This window comes from Corynebacterium spheniscorum (genome assembly GCF_900113445.1).
GTDB classification, from domain to species: Bacteria; Actinomycetota; Actinomycetes; order Mycobacteriales; family Mycobacteriaceae; genus Corynebacterium; species Corynebacterium spheniscorum.
This window is the reverse complement of the sequence record NZ_FOPJ01000014.1, coordinates 22,739-40,402: the sequence shown is the minus strand read 5'-3', so window position 1 is coordinate 40,402 and position 17,664 is coordinate 22,739. Positions and strand designations below refer to the sequence as shown.

The following is a 17,664-nucleotide window of genomic DNA, read 5'->3' as shown; positions in this document are numbered from 1 at the left end:
TTATACGGGAAGGGCAAGTGGGCACAAAGGATCTCTGAAAGCGGGGTACGAGGATTGTCGCTGAGAGGATGTTGCAGCACCTCAGCTAACACGTACCCCGCGTGCAAAGTCGAGTTAACAGGCCTAAGCAGCAGACCCTGCCAACCGCCATCTATGCAATAAGCGCGGAATCTTCTTCCAGCACTCGCGTTGCACCGGGGCGCTCGTATTTCTCGGCATAGGCGGCGGCGGCTTCGCGTACCCAAGCGCCTTCGTCAAAGGCCTGGCGGCGACGTTGCATACGTTGCACATTGCAGGGGCCATGGCCCTTAATGACGCTGAAGAACTCGTCCCAGTCGAGCTCGCCATAGTCATAGTGGCCACGCTCTTCATTCCACTTCAGGTCCGGGTCTTCAAAATGCAGACCCAAAGCCTCTACCTGCGGAACGATCATGTCCACAAAACGCTGGCGCAATTCATCATTGGAGAAGCGCTTAATCTTCCAATTCATGGACTTCTGGGAGTTCGGAGAATCCTTATCCGGTGGCCCGAACATCTGCAGGGCTGGTCCATAGAAACGGTTAATCGCTTCTTGTGCCATCTGTTTTTGTTCCGGAGTGCCATGGGACAGTTCATAGAGGATCTCCCAACCTTGACGCTGGTGGAAGGACTCCTCCTTACAAATGCGCACCATCGAACGTGCATAAGGCGCGTAGGAAGCGCGGCACAAGGGAACCTGGTTACAAATCGCGGCGCCATCGACCAGCCACCCAATTGCCCCAATATCTGCCCAGGTGCGGGCAGGGTAATTGAAGATGGAGGAGTACTTGGCGCGTCCGGAAAGCAATTGCTCTACGAGCTCATCGCGCGAGGTCCCCAGGGTCTCAGCAGCGGAGTACAGGTACAGGCCGTGGCCTGCCTCGTCCTGGACCTTCGCCATCAAGATAGCTTTGCGCTTAAGTGATGGTGCACGGGTAATCCAGTTGGCTTCTGGCTGCATACCGATGATTTCGGAGTGCGCGTGTTGCGATACCTGACGGGTCAAGGTCTTGCGATAGCCAGCTGGCATCCAGTCGGTCGGTTCAACCCGAGAGTCCTCGGCGATCAGCCGGTCAAAATTCTTTTCACCAGCGATGTCAGCTTCACGAGGGCTGGTCTCGCCGTCTGATACCCGCGGGTCGGGTGCGGCGCTGAGACCATTGTTCTTTGCGATGGGGATGTGATTGGGCTGGGGTGTGGTGGTCATGGGACGGACCTCCTGTGAGGTGTAAAAGAGAAGACTTCTGGTTTTCAGGTGCAGTCCGCGGCTGCGGAATATCCCTGTCAACGTATCGTCATCTCTAATCAGGGAGATGAAACACGTTCTGTCCGGTGCAGTCTGCGGGTGAAACATTGTTTTGTTGGATTGGATGGTGACTCGCGGGTGAGCAAGCATCCAATCCAACAAAACAATTAACTGAACGTGCGGTCAGTATATGGCGATCTGTGACATAGGTCAACATTTCGCTTTAAAATCGCCAGGACAGCTAATTGTGACGGGGGTAACTATTAGCTGGAATTCGCAGGTGGTGCAGGATTCAGAACGTACCCCCGAAACGCCGGGGTTAAAACACCCTTGCAGAACCTCAGTGCGCCCCGGAGTGCCTGTCCACCTCTACTGTGGCACGCCTCGCACGATCCGGGAGGTCCCACGGAATTCTGCCACCACCTTGTCCTCGCAATACAGGGTCACATCAGTAATTCCGTTTCGCCCGTAACGCTGCTTCTCCACTGCAACCCCGTGAACCTTCTGGCCTTTAAGCACTGGTGCGATGAAATGAATAGTTACTTGCGCTGCCACCGCAATCTCCCCATGGGAATTACAGGCCCCGGCGAATAGAGAATCCGCGAAGGTGAATATAAAACCACCCTGGCAGGTACCGTGACCGTTGCACATGTCCTCTCGGACTAGGAATTCCCCCTCACAGTGTCCCTCCTCTAGCACGGTGATCTTCAAGCCAATGGCCTGGCTGGCAATATCTGCGCCAAACATCTCGCGAACATGCTGGAATTGTTCCGAGCTGGCTGCGCCTTCGCCCAAAATGGGGTGCGCGTTGTTCATTGAATTATGGCTCATGAGGTCTGATTTCTCCTTGACGAAGGGTCGGGTTGGGCTAATTGGTAGCATTAAAGAAGCTTAGTTTTAGGCCAGGGGATCAGTAGGAGGCTCACGTTCTTGGTGCGGCATGTGAGCTGTATAAAGTCACTTTCACCTGTATGCTGGGAAGCCAGTTCTATCGCCGTGGTTTCCCAGGCGGCGAGCAATCTGAGCTGGACTAACCTCTCGTTCGGTTATGGGAGTGAAGTGTACTTTTAGAATAGAGACTAGCTACTGAAATGCTTCTGGGAGTAAAGCGAGGAGTATTCATGGCTGACCCTATGGCGTCCAATTCGGTCGCCGCCCGTGCCTCTGGCGCACCGAGAAAGAACCCACAAATGAATGCGCAATCTCTTTCCGCGGCTAATTCTGAACTGCCCGGCACCCCGGTCCCTGGACCCGGCCGTGGCCGTCCCGGTTACACCCGTGATGATGTGATCGCCCGTGCTGTAGCCGCTTTTAATCATCATGGTTATGAGGCCACCAGCATGGGGCTTCTGGCAAAATCTTTGGGGGTGAGTAAATCTGCCCTCTACCACCATGTTTCCAGCAAAGAAGAAATTCTGGTCGAAGCTACCGACCGTGCCCTGCGCGGCTTAGGTGCTGTTATCGACACAGCAACCATGACCCGTGGTCCCGCTATCGAGCAGCTTGAAGTCATGGTCGAAGGCTCGGTTCGCGTGCTCTGCGAGAATCCCGAATGCGTGACCCTGCTGCTCAGGCTCCGCGGCAATACGGATGTTGAGCTGGAATTACTTCACCGTCGCCGCGAATTAACTCGCCAAAGCGAGGAAGTCGTCCGCCGCGCTCAGGAAGAGGGCAGCGTGCGCACCGACCTGAATGCCGGCGCAATTAGCCGTCTCATGTTTGGCATGATTAATTCCATCGTCGAGTGGTATCGCCCCGGCGGCCCGCATGGCTCCGAAGAGCTCGCGAAGACTGTTCCCGCCATTATTTTCGATGGGGTGCGCGCGGAGGGGGGCGAGCACTCGATTTTTAATAGTTCTGCCGCGCTTAAAAACTAGTCGACGCGGCCTCCGGGGGGGATTCGGATGGGGGTAATTCTTCAGCTTGGTATGCCAGCTAGATAGGTCCGGAAAACAACCAGGTCAGGATTATGTGAACCGGTGCACCTCTCCTTCTGTCTATCAGGCAATAGGGGTAGGCGAACGTGCAAATAACCTATGGAATGTGTTGCGGCTCACTAGCTCAGTATGTAGCCTGAATCACATGCCATGACTGACCGCTCGGTCAGTAAGCCTGTATGACGCATACTCGCGTCAGATACTTTGTTTAGCCTCGGCGCTTTCCCGAGAACCGCGGGCTGAGCAATCTAAGACTGACGAAGGTGTGCATTGGTTCCCCGCCTAAGCCATCGCGCATTACCAGCTCAAACGGGAGATCATGAAATTAAACCCCGCAGTTGTGTAGCCCACGATGGCGGTGAAGATACAGGCGTGTGCCCATGGCATCCTCGCCCAGAAAGGAACGCCGAGTGGCCTCTACAGCAGATATCACTTCCACCCATCACGGCCCCCAAACCGGTATTGAGTACGCCTCGCGCGATGAGATCACCGCTTTGCAGACCGCCCGCGCTAAGAACACCCTGCGCCACGCCTACTTCAATGTGCCGCACTATAAGAAGGCCTTTGATGAAAAGGGTGTTCACCCTGATGACTTCAAAGAACTAGCTGATTTCGCAAAATTCCCGCTCACCGATAAAAGTGACTTGCGCGAAAACTATCCCTTCGGCATGTTCGCCGTGCAAAAACACCAGCTCGTTCGCGTCCATGCTTCTTCCGGAACCACGGGTCTACCTACCGTTGTGGGCTATACCCGCAATGACATCGAAGTCTGGGCCGATTTGATGGCCCGGTCGCTGCGGGCTGGTGGTGTTCGCCCCGGTGATCGCGTCCAGGTTACCTTCGGTTATGGACTTTTCACTGGTGGCCTTGGCGCTCACTATGGTGTGGAAAAACTCGGTGCCACCGCTATCCCAACCTCCGGTGGTCAAACCGAACGCCAGTTGCAGATCATGAAAGATTTCCAGCCGGACGCCATCATGGGAACCCCTTCTTATATGCTCAACGTGCTCGATCGTCTGCGAGCTGACGGTCAAGACCCACGTGAAAGCTCCATCCGCGTTGGTATCTTCGGTTCAGAACCCTGGAGTGAAGGGATGCGCCGCGATCTCCAGGATGGTTTCGGCATCGATGCCACCGATATTTATGGCCTTTCGGAAGTCATGGGCCCCGGTGTTGCTCAAGAATCCATCGAAACGAAAGATGGTTTAACCGTCTGGGAAGATCATTTCTACCCAGAAATCATCGACCCAGAAACCCTCGAGCCCGTTGCTGAAGGTGAAGTTGGCGAATTGGTTATCACCCCGCTGACCAAAGAGGCCTTCCCGGTTGTCCGCTACCGTACCCACGACCTCACCCGATTGCTGCCGGGCACCGCTTTTTCCATGCGTCGGCTAGAACGCATCTCGGCTCGTGATGATGACATGATCATCCTGCGCGGTGTGAATTGCTTCCCTTCCCAATTCGAAGAACTCATCACCCAAGACTCCAACCTGCGCCCGCGCTACCAATGCGTGCTCAGCAAGCGAGGCCGCATGGACCACCTCACCTTGGTCGTCGAACACGCCCCGGACCGCACTGCCGATGAGCTAGCCGAAACCCAACGTCACCTCCGTAAGCAAATCAAGGACCGCATCGGTGTCACCGTTGATGTGGAACTCCAAGCAGAGGTCGGCACCGGCGAAGGTAAAGCCAAGCGCATCGTTGATAACCGCGCCAAGGAATAAAGCCGCATGCATTGTGCTCCCACAGGCACACTGCGATCCTTTGGATGCTGAACTCCCCCTTAGGAAAAGGGGAGGCACTTCCCTCCCCAAAATTTCCCACACCAGCTCTTGCAGTATTTCTTCATCTTTTTCCCATCCTCCGTCCCCAGATGAAACCGTAGCGCTTCTCTGCTCGCTCCTGCCTGATGGCATTAGTTCACCCGCATTAATGCCGAAGCCAAGACAACACATGCGTTGCCTTCACTGACACCAGAAAGCAGGTCTTGACGATGACATCGCACCAGCCTGAGCACGACCTATCAGCTAACAGTAGCTCCACCACTGAAGCTGAGAAACACCCCATCCCAGAGTTTCCACCCACTCCCGGTAATGTCACCAAAGAACATCGTCGCGTCCTCGCTGGCGCGATGGTGGGCACCACCATCGAGTGGTTCGACTTCTTCATCTACGCCCAAGCAGCCGGCTTAATCTTCGCCCAGCATTACTTCAACCCCGCTGCGAATGATCGTCCCGGACTAGCCCAAATCGTGGCGTGGGCTTCCTTGGGTATTAGCTTCCTCTTCCGTCCACTAGGCGCCATCCTGGCTGGTCACCTCGGTGACCGACTGGGCCGTAAACCAGTGTTGGTGCTCACCTTGCTTGGCATGGGTGGAGCTACTGTCCTTATCGGTGTGCTGCCCACCTATGAATCAATCGGCATTGCTGCCCCGCTGATCTTGGTGCTGTTGCGCATCCTGCAGGGACTTTCTGCCGGTGGCGAATGGGGTGGCGCAGCGCTGCTCTCCGTGGAACATGCTCCGGTGAATAAGCGTGGCCTCTTCGGTGCCTTCCCTCAGATCGGTGTTCCCAGTGGTATGTTCTTGGCCACCATCTTTATGCTGGTTATTGCCGCTACCTTAACTCCTGAGCAATTTGAATCTTGGGGCTGGCGTATCCCCTTCATTTCCTCCTTGGTGCTTATTGCTATTGGTTTTTGGATTCGTCGCCTGGTGGGTGAATCCCCAGTCTTCGAAGAGCTGGAAGCCCTCGCCCGCACTGAATCCGCCCCACTGTCCATCCTCATTCGCGAACATCGCAAGCCGGTCTTCCTCGCCGCCATCATCTTTGCTGGCAATAACGCGGCTGGCTACATGCTGATTGCCTACTTTATGTCCTATGCCACCAAGGTCCTAGGCCATGATCGTCCCACCGTGTTGGCCGTCTCCTTGGCTGCGTCGGTGCTCTGGGGTATATCCACCCTTGGCTTCGGTGCTCTTTCTGACAAAGTTGGTCGTAAACGCACCTTTGTCTGGGGCTATATCTTCGCGATGATCTGGGCAGTACCCACCTGGTGGCTGATCGATACCGGATCCATTGTCTGGTATGCAGTCGCGCTCTTCGTGCTGGCAAGTATGCTCGGTGCTAGCTATGGTCCACAATCGGCCATGTACGCCGAAATGTTCCCTGCCAAGGTGCGCCTCTCCGGTGTCTCCATCGGCTACGCCTCCGGCTCCATTATTGGTGGCGCCTTCGCCCCGATGATCGCGGCGCTCCTGTTGGAAAGCACCGGCAACACCACCTCCATCGGCATCTATATCGCCGCGGTCTGTGCTGTCTCGCTGGTCGGCTCTCTGATGGTTCCCAAGGGAATCCAGGAGCGTTCCCTGCACTAAAAGTTTTCCTCCAGGGGCTCCCCCGCGTCTTCTTCTGGCTGCTTAAGCAGCCGTAGCAAAGATAGCGGGGGATTCCTCATTAATTAGGAGAAAACTGGAACCAATGGTTGGGCTCAGTTTGGAAGAACCAGGGTATATCGTTTATATAAGTTGATGAACACATCCAACTCCTGAGAGATAACGAATGCCCACGCCTTCTCAGCAACCCACCACTGGCTCCAAATTAGGTGTCCTACCAACGATCATCCTTGGGATTGGGGCCTTTATTGGCCTCATCTTCCTAGTTGCCGCGTTTAGCGGTGGCATTGGGAATTTCATTGGGTGCATCTTGATGGGTGTGGGTGCTTTTGCTGTTTTCTTTATCCTCGCGATGATGCTGCGCGATCGTCTGCGCGGAAACCAACAGCTTTCTGCCAGCGGCGCCATGAAAGTGTTTCTCGTCCCCGTTCTCTTATTCATTGTGGGTTGGGTGATTGTCCCAGGTGCACAGTCAAAGAGCGATAGTGCGACAACCACCAGCACCGTGACGACGCAAGTATCCACCACGGTTCTCAGCACCACCTCGCGTACACAAACTGCGAGTTCTTCCTCAGCAACGTCGACTACCGAAACCGCCCCAACCACCGAAGAACCAGTGGAAAAGGTCCAACACGGGTTGCTCTATCAAGAACCCAGCAGTGAACCTCCGGCTCCCGCCCCGGCCCCCGAGGTAGTTAAACCTGCGGCAGTTGAACCTGCGCAACCCCCCGCACAGCAGCCGGCACAGCCTCCCGCGCAGCAGCCGGCAAGCGTGCATTATCGGAATTGCCAGGAAGCTAAAAATGCCGGGGCCGCCCCGATTTACCGTGGGGAGCCTGGTTATGCTCCGCACTTAGATCGTGATGGGGATGGCATAGCGTGCGAGAAGTAATGATTGATACACACAAGTACATCTTTGGTGGTTGCTCTTGATCAGAGAGCTTGAATAATCAAGTGAGATTTTCCCTGTGCGAGGTCAAAACCCTTGCTGTTCGCACGGTGTTGCGCCTACGCTCATCCACATGCAGAATTTGGATAGCCTAAGCATAGTAAAAGCCGCACCTGCCACTCTCGGGAAAATTCTCCTGGCCATCATTGCAATTGTTGCCCTGACATTTGGGTTGAGTGCCTGTGGTAATTCCGAAAGTAGCAGTGGATCTAAGGACGCTGCTGCCACCAGCAGGGCTGCGGATAAGAAGGATGAGAAGCAAGAGACCGGAACCTCGAAGGTCGAGAAGATTGTGGCGCTGGACTGGCGCTATGAGGAAATTTTGACCGCGCTGGGCGTAAAGCCAGTGGGCATTGTGGAAATTGGCAAGTCCAAGGAGCCCGGTACTTTGGCGGGGAAATTGACGGAAATCACCTCTGTGGGGCAGGCAAAGCAGCCTAATTTGGAGATTATTTCTTCGCTGGAGCCGGACCTGATTTTGGCGAGCCCCACCCGGCACGCTGCGATTATGGATCAACTAAAGGAGATCGCTCCGACCGAGGCGTACTCCGATGCCACCTACCAAGATGTGCTGAAATCCATGGATGAGATCGCCGCGAAAGTGGGTAAGGAAGATGAGGCGAAGAAGGTTCGTGAGGACCTCAAGGCCAAGCTGGAGGAAGCGAAGAAGGCTGTGAAGCCAGGGACCCGTGCCGCGTTGGCGGGGTGGACTAAGAACACGCTATATACCTGGGTGGACGCGTCCTTCCCGGCGTCTTTGTTGAAGGATGCTGGTTTTGAGTATGGCTATGAGGGCGAGAAGTCCAACATTGAGTCCAAGACGGATGTAGCGGAGTTGACCGCGGATAAGTTGCCGGAGATGAACCTAGACGTCCTGTTCATGTATTTGGATGTAGATGGTTTCCGTGAAACCCCATTCGCGCAGGCAGTTCCCACAATTGTCGGGGTTGAACAAGACGTGTGGTCTCGTGCGCGCGGTCCCTTAGCGGCAGAAGCGATGCTGGATCAGATTATCGAAACAGCCAAGTGACCTTAGGCTCCTCGCTTGGTGCTGGGGCGGCGGACTCGGTAGCTGAGGCGCACTCGGTTGCTGCCGCGCACTCCCCTGCCACTAGCATTCAGCGGGTCGCGCTTGCCCTGTGGGTAGGCGGGTGCTTGCTGATCATTGGGATGATGTGGGCATGGCGGCTCACACATATTGAGGTCCCCGCCGAGGCGACCTGGTTAGCCCCGGAAATGCAGGCCATTGTGCGCGATCGACTGCTTGCCGGAACGATTGTGGGTGCGGTGCTGGGAATCGCGGGGTTATTACTGCGCACCGCCTCAAGTAACCCGCTAGCTGACCCCGAAATTACTGGGGTAAATGCTGGCGCAGCCCTAGGCGTGGTGGCGGTGGCGGCACTCACCCCAGCCCAAGGCGCTGCCGCATTACTACCTGGTGGACTGCTGGGGGCGATTGCTGCTGCCAGCATCACCGTGATGGTGGGCTTGCGCGGCGGGCACGGGGATCTCAGTGGCGTGGTGGCGATCCAACGCATGCTGCTTTTAGGTTTAGCGGTATCTGCCATGCTCAGTGCCATTACCGCCATTGTTTTGGTGTTAGATGAAGCCCAATTAGTGACAGTGTTGTCCTGGCTTTCCGGCAAACTGGGTGGTATCCGCCTGCCTGATCTGATCCCAGCCTTGGTGATCAGCGTGCTGGTGGTGCCGGTGGTGTGGTGGGGTGCGCGCGGTTTCGATGCCCTAGCCATTGGGGATTCCGTGGCCAGCGCCATCGGTGCGCGCCCGGCACGGCTGCGGCTGATTGCCACGACGGTGGCAGTGCTATTAATTGCACCTTGTGTGGCGGCCGCCGGACCGATTGGTTTTCTAGGCTTGCTTTCTGCGGTGGTGGCGCACCGCTTATGCGGGCCGCGACACCGTTGGGGTATCCCGGTTGCGGCGCTTAGCGGTGCGGCGGTTTTGCTTTTGGCTGATTCCATTGCGCAATGGTTGTGGGCACCAGCGGAAACTCCGGTGGGCATTGTGACCTCCATCGTTGGAGTACCGGTGCTGCTCTGGGGTATTAGGCAGGTACAACGCCGCCACGGGCGAAGCGCCAAGAACCACGTTGGCGCCAGTGGCACCGTGGGTACTGCCAAGGTAGCTGCGGGTGCAGCCAGGGCCACCATAGGAGGTGAGCGCGTATGACACCTCGCAAAGCACACCCCCCGACCGCGACATCGGCACGTTCTTTAAGTGTGATCCTGGGGATCCTGCTGGTGGCCTTTTTAGCGACCGTGGTGTTGGCCCTAGGCTTAGGTGCCGTACACACACCACCGCGGGAAGTAATCCAAGGCCTGGTGCAGGGTGATTCTTTAATTTGGAAATACCGCTTCCCCCGCTTGTTGGTGGGTGCCTTAGCGGGCATGGGTATGGCGATATCTGGATGTTTATTGCAGCTGGGTTTAAGAAACCCGATGGCCGCCCCCGATACTGTTGGCGTGACCGCTGGTGGTGGGTTAGCTGCGGTCGTTGTGCTGTTGACCTCTGTTAACCCACCGGCTTGGATACTTACTCCCGCGGCTTTGGTGGGGTCGCTAGTCGGGGCTTTGATCGTGATTATTTTATCCGGGAAGGGAGTGTCCTCCCCGGTGCGTTTAACGCTGACCGGTGTGGCCCTATCCGTGGGCTTAGCTGCGCTGACAAAGTTGCTTTTGGTGCGCGCCGCACCGGAAGCTGGTGCGGCGATGACCTGGCTAAAAGGTTCGCTTTATGCTCGCACCCTGCCGGATGCCATCATCACTTCCCCACTGATTTTAGGGGTTGCGGTGATGGTGCTGATTTTGGCGAAGCACCTGGATATTTTGTCGCTCGATGACTCCACCATGGCCGGTATTGGTGGGCGCGCCGCGGTGTGGCGTTTAGTGGCCATTGGGTTGGCGATTATTGCCAGCGCCGGCGCAGTTGCTGGGGCTGGGGTGTTGGGTTTTGCTGGGCTGATCGTGCCGCATGCCGCCCGCATGTTGGTGGGCCGGAAACTCCGCCGTCAAATCCCGGTGGCTTTGCTTGCCGGCGCCACCTTGGTGGTGGGCTGTGATGCCTTTGGGCGTTGGGCTTTTGCCCCCACTGAGATCCCGGTGGGCGCACTGATTGCCATTGTTGGTGCCCCCTACTTCATTTATCTTTTGCTGCGTTTAACGAAGGTGCGTGCCGCATGACCACAAACCCGAAGTATCAGAAGAACTCAAGGAGTAGCTCTGCTGCACCTATCTCTTCGGAACAGCTGCGCGTGGAGGGTGTCTCCGCTGGCTACGGTGGTCCACTGATCTTAAACAGCGTGGACCTTGAGATCCCCCAAGGCAAAGTTACTGCATTGATTGGGCCGAATGGTTGCGGTAAATCAACCCTATTGCGGGTACTGGGACGGCAACTAAAACCCAGTGCTGGTGATGCCTTCCTTGGACAACGCGCCACCTGGTCGATCCCATCGAGGGAGTTCGCTCGCCACGTGGCTTTCCTCCCCCAACAACCCATCCCACCAGACGGGCTGCTGGTAGAAGAGCTCATTGCCTATGGGCGCTATGCCTACACCGGCGCCTTTGCCTCTTTAAGGAAGCAGGATTGGCAGATCGTCCACGCCGCCGCTGAACGTGCCGGGGTGACCGACCTTCTCCACGAACCGGCCGAAGGTTTATCCGGTGGCCAGCAACAACGCGTGTGGATCGCCATGACCTTGGCCCAAGACGCACCCATCCTGCTGCTTGATGAACCCACCACCTACCTGGACCCCGCCTACCAATTGGGGGTCTTGGAGCTGGTGGCTTCCTTAGGTAAAGAAGGCCGCACCGTGGTGATGGTGCTGCATGACATGAGCCAAGCAGCACGCTTTGCTGAGCATGTGGTGGCCATGCACTCCGGGGAAATCATTCGCGCCGGAGAGGTCAATGGCACCCTCACGGAAGACCTCATTAAAGAGATCTTCCAAGTGGATTGCCTTAATGTCACTGACCCGTATTCCGGAAGGCGCATCCCCATTCCGGATACCGTTATGCAGCCAGAATAAGGGTATTAGCTTAACCCTCCCCTGCGCTACTCATCTTCTTGAAGATCCCGCAAGGAAAGCCCCAGCTCGGCGAGTAGCCGCTCCAAGGAATCCGTGGCGGTCAGCTTCTTAAGCTTCTGGAATTGCTCCGGGGTGAGCTTTTCTTCCAGGTTTCCGCCACTATCAATTCCGGTTTCATCTTCTGGACCATCGGGGGTCAAACCCACCGCGGTGATGCCCTCCAAAGCCATCCCCAGCCCGCGGCGTACCGGTTGAATACTGGTCAACGCAGCGGCTGATTGGATGTGCTTAATAATCTCACTCGCTGCAATCGGCCCCTGCCCAAAAGGTGTTTGCGCAGCTAGCCGACCCGCAATGGCATGCATCGCAATGACCCGCTCAGTGGCAGCCAGATAGTCAACCGGCTCACCATTCCATTGCCGGCGCGCCACAAAAGCACCTAACATGCCAGCAAACACATCCCCAGAACCCGGGGTCGCCAACCAACTATGGCCCACATCCACCCCCACCACATAAGGCTTGGTGTTCCACAGGGAATCCTTCCGCGACGGCGGTGCCGCCAACAACGTCACCCGGCCTTTCACCACCACCGCGCAGCCAGTAGCCGCCGCCAAGGCCTGGGCCGCCCCAATCCGATCCGCCCCCGGATTGATATCAATCCCAAAGCCCTCTAAGAGGCGAAGGAATTCTCCATCATGCGGGGTTAAGACTCCCTGTCCTTGACGTTCCTGCAGCAGCCGGCGCAGTTGCTCATCCTTAGCCAAAGCCGTTAAAGCATCCGCGTCAATCACCACCGTCTCCGGGGCCAAAAGAATCTTCTCAAAATCCGGGATGCGACCATCTGCATCAAAACTCCCCGGCCCCACCACCCGGGCCTGCACACTGCCACAGGAATCAAAATCGGGTGCAACCACTACCTCCGGATAGCGCGCAATCACCCCCTCACTATGCGGGCCCACATAACGCACCATCGAGGATGTCGCATGCACCGCCCCACCACAAGCTAAGACCGCAGCCCCCGGATACGCCTGGCTACCAGCATGGATAGCCACCACTCCCCCACTGTATTTATTGGCCGTCGCCGAAGGCTCCAAAATCTCGCCCTCATTAACACGCAACCCAATATCGCCGGATTTCCAGGGATTAATCTGCAGCAAATGCACCTGCCGCACCGGATCAAAACGACGCCTTAACTCAAACTGCATCTCCCAAATATCATCCTGTGGCGGGGTATAAGCATCAATATCTAAATGCAATTGCGTCACGATGACCCGCCCACAATGCGGGTTCACTGCATTCGCGCGCTTCGGCCCACCAAAACTGATGGTGTAATCCGCGGAAATAAAATCCCCCTCATAAGGGCTCGGCTTCTTCCAGCCACAACCCAGCTTCTTAATCTCACTTAATGTCGCCGGTTCCGCCCCCGCATTCCCGGTATCCGTATCAATTCCCGAAGGTATATCCACCGCAATCACCTTCGCATGATGCTTCGGATCCGCGGCAAAAATATTTACTTGCTTCGCCCACTCCTTCGCGCGCCCCCGCAACGCACCCTTGCCCCCAATCCCTAACATTCCATCAATGATCAGGTCAAAGGGGAATCGCTCCATCAGATCCTCAGCCTTAAACTTCGGATCCCACACCCGGCACCCAGCCTCCTTAAACGCTTTCAACGCCGGGGCATGCACCCGCTGCCGATCATCAGTCAAAACACCAATAACTTCAGCTCTCTCCAGATTCTTCGCCATTAATGCGCCCGCATACAACGCATCCCCTCCATTGCCGCCCGCACCCGCCAAAACCAAAATCGTCGAACCCGACCCCGTATACGGCCGCCACATTTTCTCCAAAATCTGCGCAGAAATGGTCGCCACCGCTCGCGACGCCACAATCATTAACTCATCTGGTTTCCGCTGCCTATCCAGTAGGTCTTTTTCTACCTCACGAATTTGTTCGACGTTATAACAAGGCCTAGCCATAGGTTCTCCTTTAATTGCATTTTCGAGATCGTGTGGCTGGGGTTGTCTTTATCTTGCGGTTCCGCCCGCGGCGCTGACACCGCGCGCACCAGAAAAGATTGCGTCCCTCGAGCTCCGCAATTCTGATTGGGTTCCCGCACACTAAGCACGGTTGGCCCGTCCGCCGATACACATACACTTCCCCACCGTGGTCATCTTTACGTGGTGCACGATGCATCGCCTCTGGTGTGTGTTGTGGATACACCGTGTCAATCCTGCCCTGCAGCACCCCCTCGTGCATGAGCTCAACTAAGTCATCCCAGATCTTACGCAACTCTGCAGGTTTTAGCTGCCGCCCTTCAGTCCGCGGATCAATCCCTTGTCGAAACAGCACCTCCGCCCGATAAATGTTTCCGACCCCGGCATATAACGACTGATCCATCAACAAAGATCCAATGCTGCGCTTAGAAGCCAACACCTTCTTATGCGTTGCCGTGGGATCAGCATCCTCTCGCAAAGGATCCGCACCCAACTTCGCTAAGGCCGCTTCCTCCTCCGCCTCCGTAATCAAGCGACACCACTGCGGCCCCCGCAGATCCGCAGCCACATCATCATTATTAATTCGCAGGCGCACCTGCCCCTCCGGCTCACCCAGGGCACTAAACCTGAAGGAACCAATCAGGCCCAAATGCACCCAAATGATATTCGCCGGGTGTGGGCTATCGAAGTGTAAGAAAAGATGCTTGCCATGAGCAGAAGCATGATCAAAGGCCGCTCCATCTAAGCTGGCGGCTTCCACACCGAAGCGGCCCTGCGGGGAACTCAGATGCGGTGATTGCCCCATGAAGGCAGCATTGAATTCCCGGGCAAGACGATGAATAACATGACCTTCAGGCACATCACCCGATTCTAAGCGCTCCTTCAGCTACTTCGCGCAGAAGAACGCCATCTGTGCAGCTCAACCACAATTCTTTCGGGAGTACCACAGTGCCCGGGGTAGGGTGTACAGAGACTGCTTAGCTGGGGTTGTCAGGACATCACCAACTGGTGCCCACATCCACTTCTCAAGGCAGCTCACCAGAGACACATCCTCACCACATTTTGGAGAGCTACGTTATGCCGCAGCACCCGCCGAAGAGCACCAACCATGCGATCGGCTTTGACCGCGAACGCTATATCGAGATGCAATCGCAGCATATCCACGAAAGACGCGAAGAAATCGGCGGCAAACTCTACCTAGAAATGGGTGGCAAACTCTTCGATGATCTGCACGCCTCCCGCGTCCTCCCAGGCTTTACCCCAGACAATAAAATCGCCATGCTGGAAAAGCTCCGCGATGATATGGAAATCATTGTCTGCGTTAACGCCAAAGACCTAGAGCGCAAGAAAATGCGCGCCGACCTCAATATCCCCTATGAGGAAGACGTCCTGCGGCTCATTGATGTGTTCCGGGAACGCGGATTCATGGTCGACAATGTGGTGATCACCCAGCTTAAAGACGATAACCAGGTAGCCCGCGAATTCATTGAGCGCCTCACCCGCCTAGGCATCAAAGTGGCTCGCCACCGCATTATCCCCGGCTACCCCAGCAACACTGAACGCATTGTCTCTGATGAAGGCTTCGGCTTAAACGAGTATGTGGAAACCAGCCGCGAACTCATTGTGATTACTGCGCCGGGACCAGGATCAGGCAAGCTCGCCACCTGCCTCTCGCAGATTTACCACGACCATCAGCGCGGCATTACCGCCGGTTATGCCAAGTTTGAGACCTTCCCCATTTGGAATCTTCCGCTGGAGCATCCGGTGAACCTCGCCTATGAGGCAGCCACCGTGGATCTTGATGACATTAATCTCATCGACCCCTTCCACCTGGCAGCCTATGGTGAACAAGTCACCAGCTATAACCGCGATGTGGAAGTCTTCCCGCTGCTTAAGGTGCTGCTAGAAAAACTATCTGGCCACTCCCCTTATCAATCCCCCACTGATATGGGCGTGAATATGGCGGGCTATTGCATTAGCGATGATGAGGTCTGCCGGGATGCTGCACACCAGGAGATTATCCGGCGCTACTACCAAGCCTTGGTAGATGAACGCCGCAATGAACGTGATGACACCTTCAGCCACCGCGTCGCCATGGTGATGAGTAAAGCCGGCTGCACTACCTCCGACCGCCGAGTGGTTGCCCCTGCTGTGGCACTCGAGGAAGAAACCGGCGCCCCAGCTAGTGCCATGGAATTAGCGGATGGCACCGTCATTGTTGGTAAAACCTCTGAGCTTCTAGGATGCTCTGCTGCGATGTTGCTCAATGCGTTGAAGCATCTGGCCAATATCCCGACGAATATTGATCTTCTAGCCCCGGCAGCGATCGAGCCCATCCAAACCCTTAAAACCAGGCACCTGGGTTCACGAAACCCCCGCCTGCACACAGACGAAGTGCTCATCGCTTTATCAGTAAGTGCTGCCAATGATGAATATGCACGCCAAGCATTAGCGGAATTAAAGAACCTGCGTGGCTGCGATGTGCACACCACGACCATCTTGGGTTCCGTGGATGAAGGGATCTTCCGCAACCTCGGCATGTTGGTCACCAGCGAAGCGAAGTACCAACGCAAGGCGCTATATCGCAAGCGCTAAGCGCTGAAGAATTCAGACCAATACCCGGTTTGCCCACCACAGTGTGCAAACCGGGTATTTTCAATAAGGGGGGTTCCTCGGTGCGTGAGGACTGTGGCGCAATTGTGCGAACTTTGCTAGTTAAAGTCGGTATTTCCCCAATACCTCACGGGCAACTAGTTTTCTTATTGAAAAGGGCACGTGCACCTTCAGTGGTGTACGTGCCCTCTAGTGATGACTTTAGGCCATAGACTTAGAACATGGTCTTGCCCAGGATAGCGATGGGCAGCACTGTGGTCATCCACAGCATGCTCATGGGAACCAAGAACCAGAACGCTCCCATCCAGGGGCGCCAGCGAGTGTAGTGTCGCAGTTTATAAACCATGATGATGGCGCAGCCGATCGGGCTGGCGAGTGCAACAATACTGGTCATAATCGGCCACCACAGTTGTGCTTGGCGGCTACAAATAAAACGTGCCGGCCCGTTATCGCAGAACTCCCCGCCCTGGAGCCGGAAGATAAATGCCAAAATCGCGGCAAAAACAAGCAGGATCACCGGGGAAGCCACGGCATAGATGATGGCTTGGCGCGTGGAATACTGGTTGCGCTCAAAGGCAACCACCGGATCCTCCGAGGTCGCAAGCTCCTCTAAAGAGTGCGGCTCCGGGGGTCGAAGGTTCGCAAAATCCGCGTCGATGCTCAGATCATTTTCCGGATGTTCGAGGAAACCCTTTCGCCTGTCCTTAGCCATGTGATTGAGCATAGCCCCTTAAGGCCAGAGTCTCAGCCCCCAATCGCGCATTCGTACATTTCACTGACCCCCAAAGAGCTAGCCCCGGGGGCGCAGAACAATATCCTGGGGTTGGCAATCCGCCGGCGCCTTTACTAAAGCCATGGCCGCGGCCTTCACGCTATCAACGGAAAGATACTTACTCGGATTCCAAGTTTCGCCGAGGAACTCCACTACCTTTTCTTGCATTGGGGTAGCGATGCGACCGGGGTAAATAGAGCTCACGCGGATCTCTGGGTTTTCTTGGCGTAAAGCCTCACACCAGGCGCGGGCCGCGAATTTACTAGCCGAGTAAGCGCCCCATAGTGGGCGGGTGTTCATGCCCGCCCCGGAGTTGATGTAGATAACGTGCGCACCGGCTTTCTTAAGCTGAGGGAGAAGTGCAGCGGTAAGTTCAGCAGGGGAATGCAGGTTAACTGACATGGCCTCTTCCCACTGTGCCCTGGTGCTCTCGGCACAACTACCTAGTGGGCATACCCCGGCGCAGTGAATGAGTAGGTCAAGGCTATCGCCCACAGCAGGAAGGTCTGCTAGGGGTTGGGTGAAATCTGATTGCCAGGTGTGCAGGCGTTCATCTTCTATCTCTGGGCGTTGGGAGTTATATTGCGCGATGATTTCGATATCTGGGTAGGTATTGAGAAGTTCGCGGGTAATTGCTAAACCAACGCCGCTGCTAGCACCAGTAACGAGGGCTTTCATAGATCTAGGGTGTCC

15 protein-coding genes are annotated in these 17,664 nt (G+C 56.0%); 9 read left to right on the top strand and 6 right to left on the bottom strand.

Annotation, left to right across the window (positions count from 1 at the left end; translation table 11 throughout):
- Nucleotides 1–151: 151 nt before the first annotated feature.
- Together paaA and paaI are read right to left on the bottom strand one after the other, a co-directional pair.
- Nucleotides 152–1,225 carry a 1,2-phenylacetyl-CoA epoxidase subunit PaaA gene (paaA, locus tag BMZ01_RS09440; RefSeq protein WP_223845955.1) on the bottom strand — a complete coding sequence of 358 codons (1,074 nt, stop codon included), beginning with the start codon at nucleotides 1,223–1,225 and terminating at the stop codon, nucleotides 152–154.
- Between the two features lie 408 nt (nucleotides 1,226–1,633).
- Entirely contained in the window at nucleotides 1,634–2,011 is a 378-nt protein-coding gene (gene paaI / locus BMZ01_RS09435; RefSeq protein WP_223845962.1) for a hydroxyphenylacetyl-CoA thioesterase PaaI, read from the bottom strand.
- 374 nt (nucleotides 2,012–2,385) lie between these two features.
- Between paaI and BMZ01_RS09430 the strand changes: the two genes are divergently transcribed.
- From BMZ01_RS09430 to BMZ01_RS09395, 8 genes are all read left to right on the top strand, one after another.
- Nucleotides 2,386–3,141, top strand: a complete 756-nt coding sequence (locus tag BMZ01_RS09430) for a TetR/AcrR family transcriptional regulator (protein ID WP_223845954.1) — start codon at nucleotides 2,386–2,388, stop codon at nucleotides 3,139–3,141.
- A gap of 440 nt (nucleotides 3,142–3,581) precedes the next feature.
- The gene (locus tag BMZ01_RS09425) at nucleotides 3,582–4,925 is read left to right on the top strand and encodes a phenylacetate--CoA ligase family protein (RefSeq protein ID WP_395891080.1); all 1,344 of its coding nucleotides are present in this window, start codon (nucleotides 3,582–3,584) and stop codon (nucleotides 4,923–4,925) included.
- A gap of 269 nt (nucleotides 4,926–5,194) precedes the next feature.
- Entirely contained in the window at nucleotides 5,195–6,577 is a 1,383-nt protein-coding gene (locus BMZ01_RS09420) for an MFS transporter (RefSeq protein ID WP_092286768.1), read from the top strand.
- A gap of 184 nt (nucleotides 6,578–6,761) precedes the next feature.
- Complete coding sequence (locus BMZ01_RS09415) at nucleotides 6,762–7,487, top strand: excalibur calcium-binding domain-containing protein (RefSeq protein WP_092286766.1); 726 nt, start codon at nucleotides 6,762–6,764, stop codon at nucleotides 7,485–7,487.
- A 124-nt stretch (nucleotides 7,488–7,611) separates the two neighbouring features.
- Nucleotides 7,612–8,574, top strand: coding sequence for an ABC transporter substrate-binding protein (locus tag BMZ01_RS09410; RefSeq protein ID WP_223845960.1), 963 nt, complete (start codon nucleotides 7,612–7,614; stop codon nucleotides 8,572–8,574).
- A 140-nt stretch (nucleotides 8,575–8,714) separates the two neighbouring features.
- Nucleotides 8,715–9,734, top strand: coding sequence for a FecCD family ABC transporter permease (locus tag BMZ01_RS09405; RefSeq protein ID WP_092286820.1), 1,020 nt, complete (start codon nucleotides 8,715–8,717; stop codon nucleotides 9,732–9,734).
- On the top strand, nucleotides 9,731–10,744 hold the full coding sequence (locus BMZ01_RS09400) for a FecCD family ABC transporter permease (protein WP_092286762.1): 1,014 nt from the start codon (nucleotides 9,731–9,733) through the stop codon (nucleotides 10,742–10,744). Before BMZ01_RS09405 ends, BMZ01_RS09400 begins: the two co-directional genes overlap by 4 nt.
- Nucleotides 10,741–11,589, top strand: a complete 849-nt coding sequence (locus tag BMZ01_RS09395; RefSeq protein WP_092286760.1) for an ABC transporter ATP-binding protein — start codon at nucleotides 10,741–10,743, stop codon at nucleotides 11,587–11,589. Before BMZ01_RS09400 ends, BMZ01_RS09395 begins: the two co-directional genes overlap by 4 nt.
- A gap of 26 nt (nucleotides 11,590–11,615) precedes the next feature.
- Here the strand turns inward: BMZ01_RS09395 and BMZ01_RS09390 are convergent, their stop codons facing one another.
- Nucleotides 11,616–13,568, bottom strand: coding sequence for a bifunctional ADP-dependent NAD(P)H-hydrate dehydratase/NAD(P)H-hydrate epimerase (locus BMZ01_RS09390; protein WP_092286758.1), 1,953 nt, complete (start codon nucleotides 13,566–13,568; stop codon nucleotides 11,616–11,618).
- Between the two features lie 10 nt (nucleotides 13,569–13,578).
- Nucleotides 13,579–14,391, bottom strand: coding sequence for an Fpg/Nei family DNA glycosylase (locus BMZ01_RS09385; RefSeq protein ID WP_092286818.1), 813 nt, complete (start codon nucleotides 14,389–14,391; stop codon nucleotides 13,579–13,581).
- 272 nt (nucleotides 14,392–14,663) lie between these two features.
- Between BMZ01_RS09385 and BMZ01_RS09380 the strand changes: the two genes are divergently transcribed.
- Nucleotides 14,664–16,181, top strand: coding sequence for a DUF1846 domain-containing protein (locus tag BMZ01_RS09380; RefSeq protein ID WP_092286756.1), 1,518 nt, complete (start codon nucleotides 14,664–14,666; stop codon nucleotides 16,179–16,181).
- Nucleotides 16,182–16,413: 232 nt separating this feature from the next.
- On the opposite strand, the gene BMZ01_RS09375 is transcribed toward BMZ01_RS09380, so the two are convergent.
- Together BMZ01_RS09375 and BMZ01_RS09370 are read right to left on the bottom strand one after the other, a co-directional pair.
- Nucleotides 16,414–16,911 (bottom strand): hypothetical protein, encoded by a 498-nt coding sequence (locus tag BMZ01_RS09375; RefSeq protein WP_092286754.1) that lies wholly within the window; start codon nucleotides 16,909–16,911, stop codon nucleotides 16,414–16,416.
- A gap of 78 nt (nucleotides 16,912–16,989) precedes the next feature.
- Nucleotides 16,990–17,649, bottom strand: coding sequence for an SDR family oxidoreductase (locus BMZ01_RS09370; RefSeq protein WP_092286752.1), 660 nt, complete (start codon nucleotides 17,647–17,649; stop codon nucleotides 16,990–16,992).
- Nucleotides 17,650–17,664 lie beyond the last annotated feature (15 nt).

What these genes read in the sequence shown, in the direction of transcription:
- paaA (WP_223845955.1), bottom strand. Translation starts at nt 1,225, where the DNA reads ATGACCACCACACCCCAGCCCAATCACATCCCCATCGCAAAGAACAAT.
- paaI (WP_223845962.1), bottom strand. Translation starts at nt 2,011, where the DNA reads ATGTTTGGCGCAGATATTGCCAGCCAGGCCATTGGCTTGAAGATCACC.
- BMZ01_RS09430 (WP_223845954.1), top strand. Translation starts at nt 2,386, where the DNA reads ATGGCTGACCCTATGGCGTCCAATTCGGTCGCCGCCCGTGCCTCTGGC.
- BMZ01_RS09425 (WP_395891080.1), top strand. Translation starts at nt 3,582, where the DNA reads ATGGCATCCTCGCCCAGAAAGGAACGCCGAGTGGCCTCTACAGCAGAT.
- BMZ01_RS09420 (WP_092286768.1), top strand. Translation starts at nt 5,195, where the DNA reads ATGACATCGCACCAGCCTGAGCACGACCTATCAGCTAACAGTAGCTCC.
- BMZ01_RS09415 (WP_092286766.1), top strand. Translation starts at nt 6,762, where the DNA reads ATGCCCACGCCTTCTCAGCAACCCACCACTGGCTCCAAATTAGGTGTC.
- BMZ01_RS09405 (WP_092286820.1), top strand. Translation starts at nt 8,715, where the DNA reads ATGATGTGGGCATGGCGGCTCACACATATTGAGGTCCCCGCCGAGGCG.
- BMZ01_RS09400 (WP_092286762.1), top strand. Translation starts at nt 9,731, where the DNA reads ATGACACCTCGCAAAGCACACCCCCCGACCGCGACATCGGCACGTTCT.
- BMZ01_RS09395 (WP_092286760.1), top strand. Translation starts at nt 10,741, where the DNA reads ATGACCACAAACCCGAAGTATCAGAAGAACTCAAGGAGTAGCTCTGCT.
- BMZ01_RS09390 (WP_092286758.1), bottom strand. Translation starts at nt 13,568, where the DNA reads ATGGCTAGGCCTTGTTATAACGTCGAACAAATTCGTGAGGTAGAAAAA.
- BMZ01_RS09385 (WP_092286818.1), bottom strand. Translation starts at nt 14,391, where the DNA reads ATGGGGCAATCACCGCATCTGAGTTCCCCGCAGGGCCGCTTCGGTGTG.
- BMZ01_RS09380 (WP_092286756.1), top strand. Translation starts at nt 14,664, where the DNA reads ATGCCGCAGCACCCGCCGAAGAGCACCAACCATGCGATCGGCTTTGAC.
- BMZ01_RS09375 (WP_092286754.1), bottom strand. Translation starts at nt 16,911, where the DNA reads ATGGCTAAGGACAGGCGAAAGGGTTTCCTCGAACATCCGGAAAATGAT.
- BMZ01_RS09370 (WP_092286752.1), bottom strand. Translation starts at nt 17,649, where the DNA reads ATGAAAGCCCTCGTTACTGGTGCTAGCAGCGGCGTTGGTTTAGCAATT.